18 protein-coding genes and 1 riboswitch are annotated in these 19368 nt (G+C 58.1%); of the genes, 9 read left to right on the top strand and 9 right to left on the bottom strand.

Going from position 1 to position 19368, the window contains the following annotated elements; all coding sequences use genetic code 11:
• Positions 1 to 148 precede the first annotated feature (148 nt).
• Positions 149 to 934 (bottom strand): 4,5-DOPA-extradiol-dioxygenase, encoded by a 786-nt coding sequence (gene ygiD, locus EHO01S_RS08865; RefSeq protein ID WP_024523619.1) that lies wholly within the window; start codon positions 932 to 934, stop codon positions 149 to 151.
• Positions 935 to 1125: 191 nt separating this feature from the next.
• Here ygiD and zupT point away from each other — a divergent pair, with 191 nt between their 5' ends.
• On the top strand, positions 1126 to 1893 hold the full coding sequence (gene zupT, locus EHO01S_RS08860) for a zinc transporter ZupT (protein WP_024523618.1): 768 nt from the start codon (positions 1126 to 1128) through the stop codon (positions 1891 to 1893).
• Positions 1894 to 1982: 89 nt separating this feature from the next.
• On the opposite strand, the gene ribB is transcribed toward zupT, so the two are convergent.
• Positions 1983 to 2642 (bottom strand): 3,4-dihydroxy-2-butanone-4-phosphate synthase, encoded by a 660-nt coding sequence (ribB, locus tag EHO01S_RS08855; RefSeq protein ID WP_024523617.1) that lies wholly within the window; start codon positions 2640 to 2642, stop codon positions 1983 to 1985.
• Positions 2643 to 2757: 115 nt separating this feature from the next.
• Positions 2758 to 2914: riboswitch (FMN riboswitch) on the bottom strand.
• 216 nt (positions 2915 to 3130) lie between these two features.
• Between ribB and ubiK the strand changes: the two genes are divergently transcribed.
• Positions 3131 to 3397: a ubiquinone biosynthesis accessory factor UbiK gene (ubiK, locus tag EHO01S_RS08850; RefSeq protein ID WP_024523616.1), complete on the top strand. Its 267-nt coding sequence runs from the start codon at positions 3131 to 3133 to the stop codon at positions 3395 to 3397.
• A 12-nt stretch (positions 3398 to 3409) separates the two neighbouring features.
• Here ubiK and yjeH read toward each other — a convergent pair whose 3' ends face one another.
• Positions 3410 to 4657, bottom strand: a complete 1248-nt coding sequence (gene yjeH, locus EHO01S_RS08845; protein WP_024523615.1) for an L-methionine/branched-chain amino acid transporter — start codon at positions 4655 to 4657, stop codon at positions 3410 to 3412.
• Positions 4658 to 4688: 31 nt separating this feature from the next.
• Positions 4689 to 6122 carry a bifunctional D-glycero-beta-D-manno-heptose-7-phosphate kinase/D-glycero-beta-D-manno-heptose 1-phosphate adenylyltransferase HldE gene (gene hldE, locus EHO01S_RS08840; protein WP_024523614.1) on the bottom strand — a complete coding sequence of 478 codons (1434 nt, stop codon included), beginning with the start codon at positions 6120 to 6122 and terminating at the stop codon, positions 4689 to 4691.
• Between the two features lie 105 nt (positions 6123 to 6227).
• Here hldE and EHO01S_RS08835 point away from each other — a divergent pair, with 105 nt between their 5' ends.
• A complete protein-coding gene (locus EHO01S_RS08835; RefSeq protein ID WP_024523613.1) occupies positions 6228 to 7157 on the top strand; it encodes a Kdo(2)-lipid IV(A) acyltransferase in 930 nt (309 codons plus the stop codon).
• A gap of 34 nt (positions 7158 to 7191) precedes the next feature.
• On the opposite strand, the gene glnE is transcribed toward EHO01S_RS08835, so the two are convergent.
• Entirely contained in the window at positions 7192 to 10017 is a 2826-nt protein-coding gene (gene glnE, locus EHO01S_RS08830) for a bifunctional [glutamate--ammonia ligase]-adenylyl-L-tyrosine phosphorylase/[glutamate--ammonia-ligase] adenylyltransferase (protein ID WP_071991009.1), read from the bottom strand.
• A gap of 82 nt (positions 10018 to 10099) precedes the next feature.
• Complete coding sequence (locus tag EHO01S_RS08825; protein ID WP_024523611.1) at positions 10100 to 11404, bottom strand: CYTH domain-containing protein; 1305 nt, start codon at positions 11402 to 11404, stop codon at positions 10100 to 10102.
• A gap of 150 nt (positions 11405 to 11554) precedes the next feature.
• On the opposite strand from EHO01S_RS08825, the gene EHO01S_RS08820 reads away from it, so the two are divergent.
• From EHO01S_RS08820 to EHO01S_RS08805, 4 genes are all read left to right on the top strand, one after another.
• Complete coding sequence (locus EHO01S_RS08820) at positions 11555 to 12235, top strand: TIGR00153 family protein (RefSeq protein ID WP_024523610.1); 681 nt, start codon at positions 11555 to 11557, stop codon at positions 12233 to 12235.
• A gap of 22 nt (positions 12236 to 12257) precedes the next feature.
• Complete coding sequence (locus EHO01S_RS08815; RefSeq protein WP_024523609.1) at positions 12258 to 13523, top strand: inorganic phosphate transporter; 1266 nt, start codon at positions 12258 to 12260, stop codon at positions 13521 to 13523.
• 207 nt (positions 13524 to 13730) lie between these two features.
• The gene (locus EHO01S_RS08810; RefSeq protein WP_024523608.1) at positions 13731 to 14348 is read left to right on the top strand and encodes a TIGR04211 family SH3 domain-containing protein; all 618 of its coding nucleotides are present in this window, start codon (positions 13731 to 13733) and stop codon (positions 14346 to 14348) included.
• Between the two features lie 113 nt (positions 14349 to 14461).
• Complete coding sequence (locus EHO01S_RS08805) at positions 14462 to 15709, top strand: multifunctional CCA addition/repair protein (RefSeq protein WP_024523607.1); 1248 nt, start codon at positions 14462 to 14464, stop codon at positions 15707 to 15709.
• A gap of 34 nt (positions 15710 to 15743) precedes the next feature.
• Here EHO01S_RS08805 and bacA read toward each other — a convergent pair whose 3' ends face one another.
• Both bacA and folB read right to left on the bottom strand, forming a co-directional pair.
• Positions 15744 to 16562 (bottom strand): undecaprenyl-diphosphate phosphatase, encoded by an 819-nt coding sequence (gene bacA / locus EHO01S_RS08800; protein ID WP_024523606.1) that lies wholly within the window; start codon positions 16560 to 16562, stop codon positions 15744 to 15746.
• A 36-nt stretch (positions 16563 to 16598) separates the two neighbouring features.
• Positions 16599 to 16964: a bifunctional dihydroneopterin aldolase/7,8-dihydroneopterin epimerase gene (gene folB / locus EHO01S_RS08795; RefSeq protein WP_024523605.1), complete on the bottom strand. Its 366-nt coding sequence runs from the start codon at positions 16962 to 16964 to the stop codon at positions 16599 to 16601.
• A gap of 176 nt (positions 16965 to 17140) precedes the next feature.
• Between folB and plsY the strand changes: the two genes are divergently transcribed.
• Complete coding sequence (plsY, locus tag EHO01S_RS08790) at positions 17141 to 17818, top strand: glycerol-3-phosphate 1-O-acyltransferase PlsY (protein WP_024523604.1); 678 nt, start codon at positions 17141 to 17143, stop codon at positions 17816 to 17818.
• Between the two features lie 21 nt (positions 17819 to 17839).
• Here plsY and tsaD read toward each other — a convergent pair whose 3' ends face one another.
• A complete protein-coding gene (tsaD, locus tag EHO01S_RS08785) occupies positions 17840 to 18865 on the bottom strand; it encodes a tRNA (adenosine(37)-N6)-threonylcarbamoyltransferase complex transferase subunit TsaD (RefSeq protein ID WP_024523603.1) in 1026 nt (341 codons plus the stop codon).
• 213 nt (positions 18866 to 19078) lie between these two features.
• Here tsaD and rpsU point away from each other — a divergent pair, with 213 nt between their 5' ends.
• A complete protein-coding gene (rpsU, locus tag EHO01S_RS08780; protein ID WP_005295814.1) occupies positions 19079 to 19294 on the top strand; it encodes a 30S ribosomal protein S21 in 216 nt (71 codons plus the stop codon).
• Positions 19295 to 19368 lie beyond the last annotated feature (74 nt).

Here is a 19368-nt window from a genome sequence, read left to right as displayed (position 1 = left end):
GCACCACTTCTCTGTTGTTCCCTCGATGCTTTCTCCTCTGTCTTATCTCTTAGTTATCTCTGTTATTTTTACTTGTTTCGTTGTCACGAACTCAGCGCTTATGGCTGACTTTCTCCGGCTCAAATGTCTCCTAGCCTCTTTCTGGCCCTTAACCGATCTGTAGCGACAACATGCTCAACGAGCCCATCACGATCCCCAGATCGAACACCTGTTGCCGCTCTCGCCCATCCCAACATCCCAGTACAGTTAATAGCGGCAAGAAATGCTCCACCGTCGGATGGGCCAGTGTCGCATCCGGGTGGCGTGCAAATTGCACCAGCGGCGACGTAGCGCTTTGCTGCGACAAGTTATCCCGCACGAAACGCTCGAAACGTAACGCCCAGGGATAGGGAGAGGCGACCGATTGCCAACGTAAGGTACGCAGGTTATGCACCACATTTCCGCTTCCCAACAACAGGATGCCGCGTCGCCGTAACTGTGCCAGCAGCTGCCCTAAGCGATAATGGTCGGCCGCTGAACGCGTCAGATCCAGGCTAAGCTGCACCACCGGAATGTTAGCCTGCGGATAGAGATGCAGTAACAGGCTCCAGGCGCCATGATCCAAGCCCCACGCCTGCTGCGCTAACGCCAATGGAAAATCCGCCGCCAGCAACGTCTGCAACTCACGCGCCAACGCCGGGCTCCCCGGTGCCGGGTAGTTCAGCGCAGAAAGCGGCGTCGGAAAGCCGGCAAAATCATGCAGGGTAGGCGGATGGGACATCGCCGTGACCCACAGCCCCTCGGTACACCAGTGAGCGGAGATCACCACGATGGCACGCGGGCGTGGCAACGCACTACCCAGACGTCGCCACAATGCATTAAAGGGCGTCTCAGCCAAGGCATTCATCGGACTACCATGCCCCAGAAACAGGGCGGGCATTGGGGCATCGTGCATCGCCATACTCCTCACAAACCGTCGTCGAAGCGGACCTGCGGCGAAACGGATGCGCATAGCGCGCTCTCCGACAAGAATAGAATAGGCACAGACAATCGGTGGGATTGCGTATAACACGATCACCAATATTTACTTTTGTTCACACATCATAAATAATGAAAATCATTATCATCTTTGATGAGGGTGTGCTCATGTCCCTTCCCCTGCTCTTGACGCTGCTCGCCGGCGCCGCGACGGCCGTCGGTGCCCTGCTCGCGATTATCGGCCGGAAGCCATCTAACCGGGTGCTGGCTTTCTCGCTTGGTTTCGCCGCCGGGATCATGCTGCTGATCTCTCTGATGGAGATGCTTCCGGCGGCATTAGCTACGCCGGGTATGCCGCCTCTGCTGGGATACGGTATGTTCGTTCTCGGTTTGGTGGGCTATTTTCTGTTGGATCGACTACTGCCACACAACCACGCGCATGACATGGTTCCACTCGGCCGGAGCGCACCGCGTAATCTGAAGCGTACCGCTCTGCTGCTCACCTTGGGGATCAGCCTGCATAACTTCCCCGAAGGGATCGCCACCTATGTTACCGCCAGCGCCGATCTGGAGTTAGGCATGGGCATCGCCTTAGCGGTTGCCATCCATAACATCCCTGAAGGACTGGCCGTCGCCGGGCCAGTGTATGCCGCCACCGGCTCACGCCTGCGCGCTTTCAGTTGGGCAAGCCTGTCTGGCGTCGCGGAAATCCTCGGTGGAGTATTGGCTTATGCTGTAATCGGTCCAGCCATCTCGCCCATCGGCATGGCGGCGATCATGACGCTAGTTGCCGGCATCATGGTGGCGCTGTCGGTCGATGAGTTGATGCCGCTGGCCAAGGAGATCGATCCCCAGAATAACCCCAGTCGTGGTGTACTGTGCGGAATCACGGTCATGGGACTCAGTCTGGCCCTGTTACAAACCACGTCGCTATGATTGCCATATCGCCCCTATTTCGGCGAGGCGAGCAACAAAAAAGGGATAGCCACTGGCTATCCCTTATTGATCACACGAAGCGGCGACGCTCAGCTCGCCTGCTCCTGGGACTCATGCGCTTGGCGATAGGCCACCAGATCGTCGATGGTCACTACCGGCATAGCATGCTGACGGGCAAACTCCACTACTTGCGGTGCGCGCGCCATCGTGCCGTCATCGTTAGTCAACTCGCACAGCACCCCTGCCGGGCGGAAACCGGCCAGCGATACCAGATCGATCGTCGCCTCGGTGTGACCACGACGAACCAAGACGCCACCAGGACGCGCGCGCAGCGGGAAGACATGGCCAGGCCGGTGCAGATCACTCGGTTTAGCGCCATCGGCAATCGCTGCGCGCACCGTGGTCAGACGATCCTGTGCAGAGACGCCAGTGGTAACCCCTTCGGCTGCCTCAATGGTCACGGTAAATGCCGTACCGTAGTGGCTGGTGTTATTACTCACCATCATCGGCAGATCCAACTGCTGACGACGCTCTTCTGTGATACACAGACAGACGATGCCGCTGCCGTGACGAATGGTCAAAGCCATCTGTTCGACAGTCATGGTTTCGGCGGCAAAGATCATATCGCCTTCATTTTCACGATTCTCATCATCCAGCACCATGACGCCACGGCCGGCGCGCAGTGCAGACAGCGCATGTTCCACGCGCTCCATCGGGGTACCGAAATCGGAAAGCAGAGTCTGATTCATGGTAAAAAAACCTCATCGATAGTTGTATGAATTACCAGAATCAGGGCAATTTGAGGAGCGGCTCATGCTTAAAGCATGGCCCAAATAACGCGAGCGGGTTCATCCCGGCAGATGTCGTTACTCTCTCCCATCCGGACTATAACCGTCGGCCCCGGAATCACACCGGATCTGCTGACCTTGCATCGCAATGCAAGCGCTCGCGGGCTTTCGGTGACGCCACTGCGTACCGATTTACCGCCGGTAGGGACTTTCACCCTGCCCTGAGAAGTAAGCGAAATGACTATAACGCCAAAGCACGTAGCGAGCAATGACCATCGTCGATTATTGGCGTTCGCTCACAAAGCCGTAGCTTATGACGGGCGAACGAACATTTATCATCCAAGACAAGCGATTGCGTACAATAATTGCCCCCTCTACTGGCATCTAAGATCACACTACGGTAACGTATCGACTCCCGCATGACTGCCGTAAAAACCAAGGAACGCACCATGATTGATCCCAAGAAAATTGAACAGATTGCCCGTCAGGTGCATCAATCCATGCCGAAGGGACTGCGCGAGTTCGGTGATGATATGGAGAAACGGATCCGCCAGATCCTACAGATGCAGCTTAACCGCCTGGATCTGATCAATCGCGAAGACTTCGATGTCCAAACGCAAGTATTACTGCGTACCCGGGAAAAGCTAGCGCAACTGGAACAGCGTGTCAGCGCACTGGAGAGCCGCTTGAAACGGGATGACGAAGAACAGGCCTAACCACGCCCGCCCTCATACGCCGCGCCGCCGCCCGCGGTGCGGCAGCACCAACGTCAGCAACACCAGCATCCCTAAGGCATATAGACTCTTCATCCCGACCATCAACAGTAATAACAGGCACAGCCCCGCGCCAACCGCGGCCATCAGACGCGCCTTCCCGCGCAACAGGCGGCATCCGGCCAGCATACATAACAGATAGATCATGATGAAAACACCGTTCGCGTAAACAATCAGGGCATCCAGCGCCAAATCGCTCAGATAGACGGTCAGCGAACACACGAGGCAGCAGATGACCACCGCCGTCAGCGCATTGAGTGGTGTCTGCCGGGGCGAAAGGCGTGCCAAGCGGCTAGCGGGCCGCGTCTGAGCCTGAGTCCATACCAGGCGAGCGAAACTCTGGATATAGATATTCAGGCTGGCAAAGCACGCCAAATAGCCGATCACACAGGCGATCCACAGCGCCTGTCGACCAAACAATTGCACCACGATGCCCGGTAATGACGCCGCCGCCTCGCGTCCACTTCCATAGGCATGAAAGTAGAGCACTGCCACGCTACAAGCCCAATAGACCAGTCCGGCCAGCAGCAACCCCAGCAGTAATGCCCGAGGGAAGTCACGCTCGGGATGACGGAACTCCGACGCTAAGTGAGCGAATGCCTCGAGACCGACGAAACACCAAAACATCACGGCCAGCGCGGCAGCAAGGGGAGGAAGCGAAAGCGACTGCGCCACAGGCCAAGGAATCGTCGCCGGGGTAATGCCGCCACGCCACCAAATAGCGGCGATTAGCAGCACAACCAACACGGCGATCAGCGTCTGTAAATTCGCGCTGGAGCCGGCGCTTCGTGTCCCCAGCAACCATACCGCCACCAGCGTCGTCAACTCCACCGCCAGCAGAGCGCTCCCCTGCCACCCGAACATCGCCTGCCAAAAACCCGCGGCGATCTGTAATGACGCGGGCAACCCGACCGGGATCACCGACAAGAACAACCAACCGGTCACCCGCGCCATATGGGGGCCAAACGCCTTACCGACAAAGTGCGCCGCACCGCCTGCGCTGGGGAAATGACGCCCCAATCCGGCAAAGCCGATGGCGATGGGAAAGACCAAGACAATCAATAACGGCCAGGCCCAGAGGCTGTCTGCGCCGGCGACTTGGGCGGCGAGCGCCGGAACTGCGAAGATCCCAGTTCCCAACAAGGAGGTGGAGAGTAAACCGACCCCCTGCACCACCCCCAACTCCTGCTTTAATGTTGCCACGATGCTATCCTGCTAAGCTGCCTATGACACCTTAGCTATGCGAGGTCTGACGGATGGTATTGATAATATTGGTCGTCGAGCAGCCATCCTCAAAGTTCAAGACGCGCACCTCGCCGCCGGCGGCGATCACCTCGCGTCCACCGGCGATCTCCTCCGGCTTATAGTCGCCACCTTTCACCAGTAGATCGGGCAAAATCTCGGCGATGATACGCTGCGGGGTATCCTCCTCGAACGGGATCACCCAGTCAACGGACTCCAAGGCGGCCAGAACCAGCATGCGCTGGGCCAATGGATTGACCGGGCGCTCCGGCCCCTTCAAACGGCTAGTCGACGCGTCGCTGTTGACGGCGACGATCAGTCGGTCGCCTAACTTACGTGCATTCGCCAAGTAAGACACGTGACCGGCATGCAGAATGTCGAACACCCCGTTGGTCATCACCACCTTTTCGCCACGTTGGCGCGCCTTAAATACCGCCGCTTTCAACTCGTCCTGCGACATCACGCCAAAGCCCGTATCGGCACGGCCACGGATGGCATTCTCCAACTCGATAGGCGAAACGGTGGAAGTACCCAGCTTGCCCACCACCACTCCCGCAGCGGCATTCGCCAAGAAACAGGCTTCCTCCAGCGAGGTACCGGCGGCGATAGCCGTCGCCAACATGCCGATCACCGTGTCACCGGCGCCGGTAACGTCATACACCTCTTGCGCTTGCGTCGGCATATGCAGCGGAGGGACATCGCGCTGAAGCAAGGTCATCCCCTGTTCGGAGCGCGTCACCAGCAGGGCGGTCAGTTCGAAACGCTCCATCAACGCCAACCCTCGCTCGACAATCTCCTGCTCGCTATGGCAGCGACCAACGACAGCCTCGAATTCCGAGAGGTTCGGCGTCAACAGGGTTGCCCCACGATAACGTTCAAAATCGGTACCTTTCGGGTCGATCAGCACCGGCACGCCGGCATCGCGCGCCAAGCGGATCATCGGTTGTACCGCAGCCAAGGCGCCCTTCGCGTAATCGGACAGGATCAGCGCACCCAACTGCGGCAGCGCCTGACGGATACGCGCAAAAATCGGTTCTGGGTCGACGCCACCGAATCCCTCTTCAAAGTCCAGACGGATCAATTGCTGATTGCGTGACAGCACGCGCAGTTTGGTAATGGTCGGCTGATTCGGCACCGCAACGAAGTCACAAGCGACATGAACCTCCGCCAAGCGCTCCGCCAAGGCGCGGGCAGCGTCATCGACACCGGTCAACCCTACCAGACGCGCGCAAGCCCCCAGCGAGGCGATGTTCATTGCCACGTTGGCCGCCCCACCGGGGCGCTCTTCGATGGTCTCGACTTTGACCACGGGCACCGGTGCTTCCGGCGAGATCCGGCTGGTTGGCCCATACCAGTAACGATCCAACATCACATCGCCCACAACCATCACTTGGGCGCGGCGAAAATCAGGCAGGGTTACTTTCATCCCCAGGCTCCTACGTATCAAGATGGGCGCAATATTATCACAATCCCTCCAATATCAATTACACTAGCCCCTAAATCTATCTTTGAGGCCCCTTGAACGAGCGTTATGGCAGACAATCACGTTTATCCGCAGTTTCAGCGCAGTATGTTGCATCCCCGCTATTGGTTTACCTGGCTGGGGATCGGGATCTTCTATCTGATCATGCTACTGCCCTATCCCTGGCTTTCCCGCCTGGGTAAGAGACTGGGAAAGCTGTCGATGCACTTCTTAAAGAAACGCGTCCAGGTCGCCCGACGCAATCTCGAGTTGTGTTTCCCGCAGATGGCGGAGCACGAGCGCGAACGCTGGTTAGAGCAGAATTTCGAATCGGTGGGCATGGCGCTGGTCGAAACGGGAATGGCCTGGTTCTGGCCGGATTGGCGCATCCGCCGCTGGTGTAAGATCGAGGGCGACGACAACATGCAACAAGCACTCGACACGAAGAAAGGTATCCTATTGATTGGAATGCACTTTCTTACCCTGGAGTTGGGTGCGCGCATCTTCGGCATGCAGAATCCGGGCGTCGGGGTCTATCGTCCCAACGACAACCCGGTACTCGACTGGCTGCAAACCTGGGGGCGGCTACGCTCTAACAAGTACATGATCGATAGGCGTGATGTGAAAGGAATGATCCGCGCATTGAAAGAGGGGGAGATCGTCTGGTACGCGCCGGATCACGACTACGGCCCCAAGAGCAGCGTCTTCGTGCCACTATTCGCCGTCGAGCAGGCAGCCACCACCACCGGCAGCTACATCCTGGCGCGCATGAGTAAACCGACGATCCTGCCCTTCACGCCAGTACGTCACGCGGATGACAGCGGCTACACCCTGTATATCCAGCCGATGATCCAGGATTTTCCGCTCGACGATCAGTACGCGGCAGCCGCCTACATGAACCGTATCGTAGAACGCGAGATCATGTTGGCACCGACTCAGTACATGTGGCTCCATCGCCGTTTTAAGACCTGTCCACCAGGCGTACCCTCACGTTACTGATCCACTGGTCGCCGCCGGTTTTGGCCGGCGTGTTTCAGGAAGCGTCATCCTCGCCGAGCCAACGCCGCCAACTCGCTGCCACCCGCGCCCGCTCGGCGCTAAAACGGGTCGCCTCCACTACGCCCGGTAACGCTTGTAGCGCCAAGTGATGCAGGGTATTGCGCAAGGTAACATAAGCTTGCGTCAACCCAGCCGCCTCCTCCTCCGCCATAATGCCATAGCGTGCCATCAGCGCGAAGATGCGCACATTGTCCGACCAGTGCGTCAGGCGTGGCTGCTCTGCGGCATAGCGCAATACCAGATATTGGGCGATAAACTCGATGTCCACGATGCCGCCGCGATCGCTTTTTATCGCGAACTGCTCAGCATGGCGGCTAGCCAGATGGGCGCACATCTTGGCGCGCATCTCACGCACCTCGCGTTGCAATGTCTCTCCCTCTCTGACACGGCACAAGATCTCCTGACGAATGGCGGAGAAACGCTGGTGCATCGCTTCGTCACCGTAGACTGGTCGGGCTCGTACCAGAGCCTGGTGCTCCCAAGTCCACGCCTCGTTACGTTGATAGTCTGCGAAAGCTTCCAGGGTACTGACCAGCATTCCGGCACTCCCTGAAGGACGCAACCGCGCGTCAACCTCATACAGGATCCCTGAGGTGGTGCGAGTGCTAAACAGATGCATGATGCGTTGCGCCAGTCGGAGATAAAACTGGCGAGCGTCGATAATGCGCGGCCCTTCGGTCATCACCTCCGCCGGGCAATCCAGGAGAAACACCAGATCCAAATCGGAGCCATAACCCAGCTCCCAACCGCCCAACTTGCCATAACCGATGACGGCAAAGCCGCGCGTACGCTGGCCGACCAGATGCATCGGCTGACCATAGCGCGCCACCATCTGTTCCCAGGCCTGCTGCACCACCGCATCGATCATCGCTTCCGCCAGATAAGTCAGATGGTCGCTGACCTTCATCACCGGCAACACACCGGCGATATCGCTAGCGGCGATGCGTAACTGCTGCGCATGCTTGAACTGACGCAACGCCTCCAAACGCTGCTCTTCATCGTCCGGGATACGCAGCAGATATTGACGCAGTTCATCACGATACGCCTCTTGGGCGACGGGCCGGTAGAGAGTGGAGGGATCGAGCAACTCATCGAGTAACAACGGGTAGCGCGCCAACTGGTCAGCCAACATCGGCGAGGCGGCGCATAGACGGATCAACTGATTCAACGCCGCCGGATACTCCACCAATAGCTCCAAATAAGTAGTACGCGTCACAATGTTGAGCAGCAGAGGTATCAGGCGTTGCAGCAGCGCCAGCGCCTCGTTGCGTACACACACCTGCGCCAATAGCGTCGGCATCAGGGTCGACAACACCTCGCGTCCACGCGGACCGATGGTGCGCTTATCCACATCGTGACGAAAATCGGCCAGCGCGCGTTGAAGTCGCATCCGCGCTTCCTCGGTCAACTGCGGCATCAGGTGCGCCACTTCGCTCGCCTCCAGACTCTCCTGCCACAGCGGGGCGAAATGCAAGGCATCGTCGGAGGGAGGCTCCTCTTCGCCATCGTCCTCGCCGATCAGGGCGTTGAAAATGGCCCGTACCGCCGCCATCCGGATCTGTAGCGCCTGCTGTAATTGCGCCCAATCCGCAACCCCCATGCCATAGGCGAGACGAGCGCGGTTGAGTTCATCCGCCGGGAGCGTCTGGGTTTGCTCATCGTTGATCGCTTGCAACAGGTTCTCCAGACGCCGTAAAAAGAGATAGGCATCGCGTAGCGTCGCCACCTGCTCCTGGGTCAATAGCCCCAGTTGGCCGATCGCGGCCAAAGCGGGCAACAGCGCGCGCTGTTGCAGTGCCCGTTCGCGGCCACCGCGGATCAACTGAAAGACCTGGGTGATAAATTCGATTTCGCGGATACCGCCGGCACCCAGTTTGATATTGTCGGTTAACCCGCGACGCCTCACCTCGCGCGCGATCATTCCTTTCATATTGCGCAGCGACTGAATAACGCTGAAATCGATATAGCGGCGGAATACGAAGGGGCGTAGCAAACTGTACAGCTCCTGGCTGTAGCGATCCTGGACATCGCCCAGCAGGCGAGCCTTGACCATGGCGTAACGCTCCCAGTCGCGCCCCTGCTCCTGATAGTAATCCTCCAAGGCAGAAAAACTCAGCACCAGTGGGCCACTGTCGCCGAAAGGACGCAGACGCATATCCACCCGGTAAACAAATCCCTCCACCGTCGGTTGATCCAGCGCCTTGATCAACCGCTGCCCTAGGCGGGTGAAGAACTGGGCATTATCCAGTTCGCGCCGACCGCCACGGGTACGTCCCCCCTGGGGATAAACGAAGATGAGATCGATGTCAGAAGAGAAGTTCAGCTCACCGCCCCCCAACTTCCCCATTCCGAGGATCAGCAAGGGTTGTGCCTCGCCGGCCTCGTTACACGGTACGCCCCACTCTTGACAACAGCGGGCATAAAGCCAATCGCGTGCCCCGATGATCAAGGTCTCGGCCAAGACGCTGAGCTGGGCCAGCGTCTGCTGACAGTCTGCCTGATGGCTGGCTTGCATCCAGGCGATGCGCGCCAGCATCTGGCGGCGGAATAGGCGTAACGCACTCATCAACGCTGCCTCATTCTGAACCGCAGCGAGCGTCTGCGCCAACCAATCAGCATACTGCTGCCACTCCATCGCCTGCGGTGCCTGGCTTTGCAAGCGCTGCCACCACTCAGGATGGGCGCTGAAGGCATCGGCAACGAAGTCACTCAGCGCCAGTACTGGCAGCGCCGACGGCGCCACCGCTGATAAGCGCGCAGCTTGACGCTCCCCCTGAGCGCGCAGTAACGCTGGCATCATCTGAAACTCGGACATCCTCACTCCTTTGCGTATCGCATGACGCAATGCACGAGCGCACGGAACCGCGACGCGTCGCGCCGACTCAATGAGCGCCGTTAAGCCAAAAGGCTGGTTGATGCAAGGCCTGACGGCAAACGCCTGTCGACAGCGCCTCTGGTGCATGGGCAATGGCCTGCTCCAGAGCCAGCCAAGGCGCCAGATAGGCCTCCACTTGCTCGCTCTCGTAGGCACCGCCCAGCAGACGTACGGCCAGCATCTGGTGCTGTAAACGCAACCGCTTATCCTGATACTCCTGAGGGTGATGGATATGGGCAAACAATGCTTTCAGCTCCGCGCCGCAACGCCCCAGCATGATGTCGGCGAAACGCTTGAATGAGCCGGCCAGCTTGTCTCGCCCCGCCGCATCAACGAAGGGACGCCAACCCGACTCAGCCAACCAGCGAGTAAGCGCTAACTGGGTCGCCAACGCATCGTGGCTATAACAGAATGTCTGCGCCGAACACTCAGCTTGGGCAAGGCGTGACTCCAGTGCCCCGATCCCGGCACGCAACGCCGCACTCGCCTTACGCGGTACCATACCGCCAAACAGGGTCAGGCACTGGCGTAATGCCGCCAACGCCTCCTGCACGCCGGATCGCGCGGCGGCATCGCCACGCAACCAGGCCTCTTCATGATACTGCCAATGCGCCAGGCAATGGCGCAGCGCCGCGGAGAATCCCTGTTCAACGCAAGCACTCGCCGGCAAACGAAGTAAGGCGAATGCCTGCGTCCGCATCGCCGGGGCCCCTGCCGCTAGACGATAGCCACGTGCAGCCTTGCTCAAACTGCCCAGGCGTACACCATCGAAGGTCAGTAACTGCTCGGCAAAAGCGAACAGATCGGCGCGCTCGCCGCTCAACAGCTCCAGCTCGATCTCATGTAACGCCTCACACATCTCGGCGGCGCGGATCTCGCCTTGATCCAGTGCGACTTCGATTTGACTCGCTCCGTAAGTGACTACCCACTTTTCGCGCCGAAAATCGGTACTGAACAGCGGTTGCAGCGCCGCCTGCAACGCGGCGAGATCGCATGCCGGCGGCCAAACCTGTACGGGCAACAGTGTTAAGCGTGGCTCTGGCTGATCTAGCGGAATATTATACTCCGGGCGCTGATGTAGACCGCCAAACTCGCTGCCGGCGGTCTTCAGCGTCATTTCATAGTTTCCATCGCAGCCGCGAATGCGTAACCCCATATCATAGCTACGCAAAGTCTGCTGTTCCGTCTCATAATAGATATTGCTCAACGCCTGAGCCGGCGTATGCTGAAGCGGCCATTGCGCTAGGCTGGCAGGTAATGCCTGTGCGGCGCTGGGAAGTGCGATGAATTTCAGTTCAATTTCCACGGTCATTTTTTCTGTCATATTAAGGTTTTACCGAGGTGTGAGATATTGCTCGGGAAAAAATGTAAAAACGGTGTCCAATGTAGGGCACATCAGTTACCATGCGCACCTTTCTGACGAACTATGCGCAGAAAACCATCAATTTAAGGTGCATGAGTGATGCCAGTAAATACTATTTTAGGCTTGTTTGCCAAGTCTCCACTGAAACCCCTGCAAGAGCACGCCAGCCGTGTGCACGAATGTTGTAGCCTGCTCATCCCTTTCTTTGCCGCCACCGCGCAGCAACAGTGGGATCAGGCGCAAACCGTGCGCGAACAGATCTCCAATCTGGAAAAACAGGCTGACACGCTGAAGCGTGAAATCCGGCTGAAATTACCACGCGGTTTGTTTCTGCCGGTCGATCGTGGCGACATGCTGGAGTTGGTAACGCAGCAAGATCGCTTAGCTAACCGTGCCAAGGATATTGCCGGCCGCGTTATTGGCCGTCAGTTGCAGATCCCGCAGGTGATGCAGGCGGATTTTATGAATTACTTACAACGTTGTCTGGATGCCACGGCGCTGTCCAATAAGGTCATCCATGAGATGGATGAGCTGTTGGAAACCGGGTTCCGCGGCCGTGAGGCCGATCTGGTCGAACAGATGGTAATGGAGTTGGATCATATCGAAGACGATACCGATCACTTACAGATCCTATTGCGCCAGGCATTGCTTGCGCTTGAGGGCGAGTTGAACCCCGTCGACATTATGTTTCTCTACCAAATCATCGAGTGGGTCGGCGGGCTGGCCGACAAAGCGTTGCGCGTTGGTTCCCGCTTGGAACTGATGCTGGCCCGAAGTTAATTACCACACACGGACACAATAGATGGAAATCATTGCCAACCACGGCACATTATTAATTATGGTGGCGGCCTTCTTTGGCCTGCTGATGGCTATCGGCATCGGCGCCAACGACGTCGCCAACGCCATGGGGACCTCCGTCGGCGCCCGCGCCGTTACCATCCGTCAGGCGATCATCATCGCGATGATCTTCGAATTCGCCGGGGCCTATCTGGCTGGTGGCGAAGTGACACAAACTATCCGTAGCGGCATCATTGATACCAGCGCTTTCGCCGGCCATCCGCAGACCTTAGTCTTCGGCATGATGGCCTCGTTACTGGCCGCCGGTATCTGGCTGATCGTCGCCTCCCTAATGGGCTGGCCGGTCTCGACTACCCACTCGATTATCGGCGCCATCATCGGTTTCGCTTGCGTCTCCATCGGCCCGGAGGCGGTCGAATGGGGCGGCGTGAAAGGCATCGTCGGCAGTTGGATCATCACGCCGCTGATCTCTGGCGTCGTCGCTTACGGCATCTTCCTTAGCGCCCAACGGCTGATCTTCAACACCGACAATCCGTTCGCTAACGCCCGCCGCTTTGGCCCGGTCTACATGTTCCTGACTGCATTGGTGATCGCTCTGGTGACCATCAAAAAGGGGCTGAAACACGTAGGTCTGCATCTGACGGATGGCGAAACGTGGCTAATCTCGGTACTGGTATCGCTGCTGGTCATGTTGGGTGGCTATCTGTACCTATCGCGCAAGTCCTTTACCGATGATGCCGACGAGCAGGATCACTTCCGTGGTGTCGAACGCGTATTCAGTCTGCTGATGGTGATCACCGCCTGTGCCATGGCCTTCGCCCACGGCTCCAACGATGTGGCCAACGCCATTGGGCCGTTGTCGGCCATCGTCGCCATCGTGCGTGATCCGAATGTCCTGGCCAGCACCTCGCCCATCGTCTGGTGGATCCTACCGCTGGGCGGTATCGGTATCGTCGTCGGTCTGGCGCTGATGGGACGCCGCGTGATGGAGACCGTCGGGACCGGCATCACCGATCTGACGCCCAGCCGTGGCTTCGCCGCTCAATTTGCCACCGCGTCAACGGTGGTGATCGCCTCCGGGACCGGCTTGCCCATCTCGACCACCCAGACGCTGGTAGGCGCGGTGTTGGGAGTGGGTTTCGCCCGAGGCATCGCGGCGCTCAACCTGAACGTGGTGCGTAATATTGTCGCCTCATGGATCGTCACCCTACCGGCTGGGGCGGCGCTCTCCATCGTCCTGTTTTATCTGTTACAGGCTATCTTCGGCTGATCGACCCGCCATCCGGCGATAAAACGCAACAAACCGGCCAGGGCACAACGCGCTCTGGCCGTTTTTTTTGTGCCCGTTCTCGCTGGCAATGGCCGTGCCACGCCGCAAGCGCTCAGAGAGTTCCCATTTTCCGTTTTTTCATTGCCTCACCGTACGCTTCCCCTTACTATCAGGCCAATTTATTCACTAAATAAACTGATTCTCGCCATGCATAAATTTCGCCGCCTTCTCCTTCCTTTGCTCGGGCTCTGCCTGGCCTTCCAGAGCCATGCCGACGAACAGCGCTTCATTTCCGATGCGCTCAGCACCTACGTCCATAGCGGCCCCGGCAACCAGTATCGCATCGTCGGTACTATCAATGCCGGCGATCCAGTAACGCTGCTAGGTGTTAATCAGCAAACGCAGTTCGCGCAGATCCGCGACGCCAAAGGGCGCAACGTCTGGCTCCCTCTCAATCAACTCAGCAATCAGCCTAGCCTGCGTACCCGTGTGCCCCAGCTAGAATCACAACTCAGCGCCCTGACCGTCAAGCTCAGCCATATCGATGGCGAATGGCAGCAGAAGACCGCCGAGATGCAACGCAAGGTTGCTGGCAGCGACGACGCCATCGCCCGCCTTCAGGCGGAAAACCAGCAACTGCGCCAACAGTTGAGCAACGCACAAAAGAGCCTCGGGGCCCTCAATTCGCAACTGGATGACAAAAAACGTGCCATCATCCTACAATGGTTCCTATATGGTGGGGGCGTCGCTGGCGCAGGCCTGCTGCTGGGCTTGCTGCTCCCGCGCCTGCTGCCAAACCGTAAGAAAACGCGCTGGATGAATTAAATCTCGCCCCGCCGCCCCCTGCGGGGCGATCCCGTCCGGCAGCGATTGCCGTTGCCGGATGCTTGCAGTAACATTGCATTAACAACTAACCGGCTGTATACCGAGGATGGCACGTGAAGATTTATCTGGTCGGGGGCGCCGTGCGCGACAAATACCTGCATCTCACCACACACGATCGTGACTGGGTGGTGGTTGGGGCGACGCCACAATGTCTACTCGCCCAGGGCTATCAACAGGTTGGTAAAGACTTTCCCGTTTTTCTCCATCCGCGTAGCAAGGAGGAGTACGCCTTGGCGCGCACCGAGCGCAAAGCTGGCCAAGGCTATACCGGTTTTACCACCCATTTCGCGCCAGACGTGACCCTAGAGCAGGATCTGCTGCGGCGCGATCTGACCATCAACGCCATGGCCGAGGACGACGCAGGACAGCTCATCGATCCCTACGGCGGGCTATCGGATCTGCAACAGCGTCTGTTGCGTCATGTCTCTCCAGCCTTCGTCGAGGATCCGTTGCGGGTATTACGCGTCGCCCGTTTCGCCGCCCGCTTCTCTCCCCTCGGTTTTCGAATCGCCGCGCCGACCTTGACTCTGATGCAGCAGATGACGCAACAAGGCGAGCTGAACCACCTCACCGCCGAGCGTGTCTGGCTGGAAACAGAGAAGGCGCTGGCTGGCCCCGCGCCACAGGTCTACTTTCAGGTACTGCGCGACTGCGGCGCATTAGCCATTTTGTTCCCCGAAATCGACCGACTGTTTGGCGTACCAGCACCGGCCAAGTGGCACCCAGAGATCGACACGGGTGTCCATACCCTACTGACCTTGGCGATGGCGACACGTTTAAGCGAAGATCTCGCCGTACGTTTCGCCGCGCTCACTCATGACGTCGGGAAGGGACTGACCAACCCCAATTTCTGGCCCCATCACCATGGCCACGGCCCGGCAGGCGTACGCCTAGTGCGTGAGCTATGCCAACGCCTGCGCATCCCCAATCCGTTGCGTGATCTGGCGTTGCTGGTCGCCGAGTATCACGATTTGATCCATACGGTTGATCGTCTCCGCCCCAACACCCTGCTCAAGCTGTTAGATAGTATCGATGTCTGGCGCCGTCCCCAGCGCTTGCAGCAGATGATTTTATGCAGCGAGGCTGATGCCCGGGGCCGTACTGGCCTAGAGGAAGCCCCTTACCCGCAAGGTGACTACCTGCGGGCCGCCTATCAGGCGGTAGCGCAGGTGGCGGTACGCGAAGTGGTGGCCGATGGCTTCCAGGGAGCGGCAATCAGCGCAGAGCTGCAACAGCGCCGACTACAGGCGCTGAAGGCATGGAAAGCCGCTCAAGAGGAGAGCGGGACGGGCGCGGCCTAAGCGCCTCCATCCCGTGTTGCCCACAAACGCCAGCTCAACAGAACAGCATGTAGACCGCGGCCGCCACCACGAAACGGTAAATAGCGAAAGGGACAAACGAGATACGCTTTATCACGTTAAGGAAGGTCTTGATAGCGATCAACGCGACCACAAAAGCGGTGATGAAGCCTACGCTGAACATCGGCAGATCGCCCCATGACAGGTAAGGTAGACTCTTATACAGCTCCAACGCGCTGGCTCCCAGCATCATCGGTACTGCCAAGATAAAAGAGAACTCCGAGGCTGCGTAGCGGCTGACGCCCAGCAGCATGCCACCGGAGATGGTCGCCCCGGAGCGGGAGAAGCCCGGCCACAACGCCAGACACTGGAAGCAGCCAATGATAAACGCCTGGCGATAGGTGATGTCATCGAGCCCCTGCGCACGCGGCTGCGCCGGTTTGAGCCATTCCGCTGCCAACAGCAAAAGACCGCCCACAACCAGGGCATAGGTCACCGTCAGTGGGGTAAACAGTGTCTTGATAAAATCATGAAACAACAATCCCAACAATACAGCCGGTATCATCGCCAGCAGGATATGGCCCAGCTTTAACCGCCCCTGGCTACGCCCCTCATGCAGCGGCGGTCGGCCAAAATGAATACCGATCAAACCGAACAGACGGCGCCAGAACATCACCACCACCGCGAGGATCGAACCCAACTGAATGATCACTTCGAACGTCTTAGCCTTGTCGCCTTCAAAGCCTAACCAGTGGCCGACGATAATCATGTGTCCGGTAGACGATACCGGCAGAAACTCGGTTAACCCCTCGACGATACCCAGGATAAACGCATTAAACAGCGTATACAGCTCCATATATCTTTATTTCCTGCTGTGATTGATAATGACAGTTTACACGACCGCCGGACGATAACCGCGCTCGATCAACACACCCACACTGCGCGCCTGGGCGACTGCGCCCGGCTTACTCACTCGTAACCGCACCCACGGACTATTAAAACGAGCCAATAGCAATGCGGCGACCTCCTCGGCTACGCGTTCGACTAAGGCGAAACGGTTCGGCTCCACATGTTGCAAGATAGCCTCGCTCACCTCGGCGTAGCTCAGGCAGTGCGTAACATCGTCGCTCTGCGCGGCGTGGCGATTATCCCAGCCAAGCTCAACGTCAAACACCAACTTCTGGCGGATCGTCTGTTCCCAGTCATAGACTCCGATGGTTGTGACCACCGTCAACCCTTCGATAAATACGATGTCCATCACGCGATTCCCGTTTTTTTACCCTGCGGCGGATACCACTTCTTGTAGAATGTGCGTATTATCCACAGATATCCGACGCTGTCGCGCACTAATCCCTCTGCGGAGTAGCGGGGTGGCACAGGGCGTAGGTGGTTCAACACCCTGAATTTTCCTATCAATAAGACGGAGCTGAATCAATGAGTGCGACTGCGTTAGGCATGATTATTTTCGCCTACCTGTGCGGCTCCATCTCCAGCGCCATTCTGGTTTGCAAAGCGGCCGGTCTCCCCGACCCGCGGGAAAATGGTTCTGGTAATCCCGGAGCAACCAACGTATTACGCATCGGCGGTAAGTTAGCCGCCAGCGCGGTACTGATCTTCGATATTTTGAAGGGGATGATCCCGGTTTGGTTGGCCTATAAGCTGGAGATATCCCCCTTTTATCTCGGCTTGACCGCCATCGCCGCCTGTCTAGGCCATATCTACCCAGTCTTCTTTCGTTTTCGTGGCGGCAAGGGGGTGGCGACCGCTTTCGGGGCTATCGCGCCTATCGGCTGGGATCTGACCGGATTGATGGTCGGCACTTGGTTACTGACGGTGCTCTTAAGCGGCTACTCCTCCCTCGGCGCCATCGTCAGCGCGCTTATCGCTCCGTTTTATGTCTGGTGGTTCAAGCCGCAGTTCACTTTTCCCGTGGCGATGCTCTCCTGCCTGATCCTGATGCGGCATCACGACAACATCCAGCGTCTATGGCGAGGGAAAGAGGGGAAGATTTGGCGCCGCGGTTCTCAAGGGAAGCGCGACGAATTGACGCCACCGTTGCAGGAACAGACTCCGCCGCAGGATAACGACGGCAAGCCGCCCGCGGCGCGTTGAGGCGACGGCGCGGGCAGGAGATTAACCGAGCGCATTCACTGGCGGTAACTCAGCCAGAGGCCAACGCGGACGCACGGTGATCGACAAGTCGGCATCGACCCCGCTCTTCAATCGTACCATACCTGCGTAGGCGATCATCGCGCCATTGTCGGTGCAAAACTCAGGCCGGGCGTAGAACACTGCGCCACCACGCTGTTGCATCATCTGCGCTAGGCGCGCGCGCAACGCGCGGTTAGCACTCACACCACCGGCCATCACCAGGCGCTGAAAGCCCGTCAACTCCAATGCCCGGCGGCATTTGATCGCCAACGTCTCTACCACCGCATCCTCGAAGGCGCGCGCAATATCGGCACGCGTCTGCGCATCATCGCCATTGGCATGAATGGTATTGGCGGCAAAGGTTTTTAGACCCGAAAAACTTAAATCTAACCCCGGACGATCGGTCATTGGACGCGGGAAAACGAAACGGCCAGGTACACCCTGCTGAGCCATCTGTGACAGCACCGGCCCACCGGGATAATCCAATCCCAACAGTTTGGCAGTCTTGTCAAAGGCTTCGCCGGCGGCATCATCGATCGACTCGCCCAAGAGGCGATACTCACCAATGCCAGTAACACTGATAAGCTGAGTGTGACCGCCAGAGACCAACAGCGCAACAAACGGGAATGCTGGCGGCGTATCCTCCAACATCGGCGCTAACAGATGCCCTTCCATATGATGCACCGGCACCGCAGGCAACCCCCAGGCAAAGGCCAACGCACGCCCGACGGTAGCGCCAACTAATAGCGCCCCCACCAGTCCTGGTCCAGCGGTATAGGCTACGCCATCCAGATCGGCCGAGGTCAGCCCCGCCTCACGCAGCGCCGCCTGGATCAGCGGTACGGTCTTACGCACATGGTCGCGCGACGCCAGTTCCGGCACCACGCCACCATAGTCGGCATGCAGTTTAATCTGGCTATATAGCTGATTGGCCAGGATCCCTTTTTCATCGTCGTAAATGGCGATACCGGTTTCATCACAGGAGGTTTCGATCCCCAGAATACGCATGACGGCTCCAACAACTCGTTCTGAACAACTCAAAGTGGCGCATAATAGCACAATTCTGCTATACTACTTCGCTTTCTTACTGCGGCCCAACGCCGTTGAAGGATGAGACAGCGCTTTACAATCGGGTGCTGTTCGGATTAAAATTCCGCACCATTTTTGAACAGCTGGCAGATGGCCAGCGAAAAGACCGATTTTTATCGAGGTGAGAGGCACATGCCGGTAATTAAAGTACGTGAAAACGAGCCGTTCGACGTAGCTCTGCGTCGCTTCAAACGTTCCTGCGAGAAAGCAGGTATCCTGGCTGAAGTTCGTCGTCGTGAATTCTATGAAAAACCGACCACCGAACGTAAGCGCGCTAAAGCGTCCGCAGTTAAACGTCACGCCAAGAAACTGGCTCGCGAAAACGCACGCCGTACTCGTCTGTACTAATATCGGCGGGGTTTTCCCCGCTCGTTAGTAGCTCACAGATCATGTCGTTGTTGGTAGTATTCGGACAATGACAT

The organism is Edwardsiella hoshinae NBRC 105699 = ATCC 33379 (assembly GCF_000474215.1).
In the GTDB taxonomy this organism is placed as follows: Bacteria; Pseudomonadota; Gammaproteobacteria; order Enterobacterales; family Enterobacteriaceae; genus Edwardsiella; species Edwardsiella hoshinae.
Note: the sequence above shows the minus strand (reverse complement) of the source record. Positions and strands in the feature narration are given on the sequence as shown.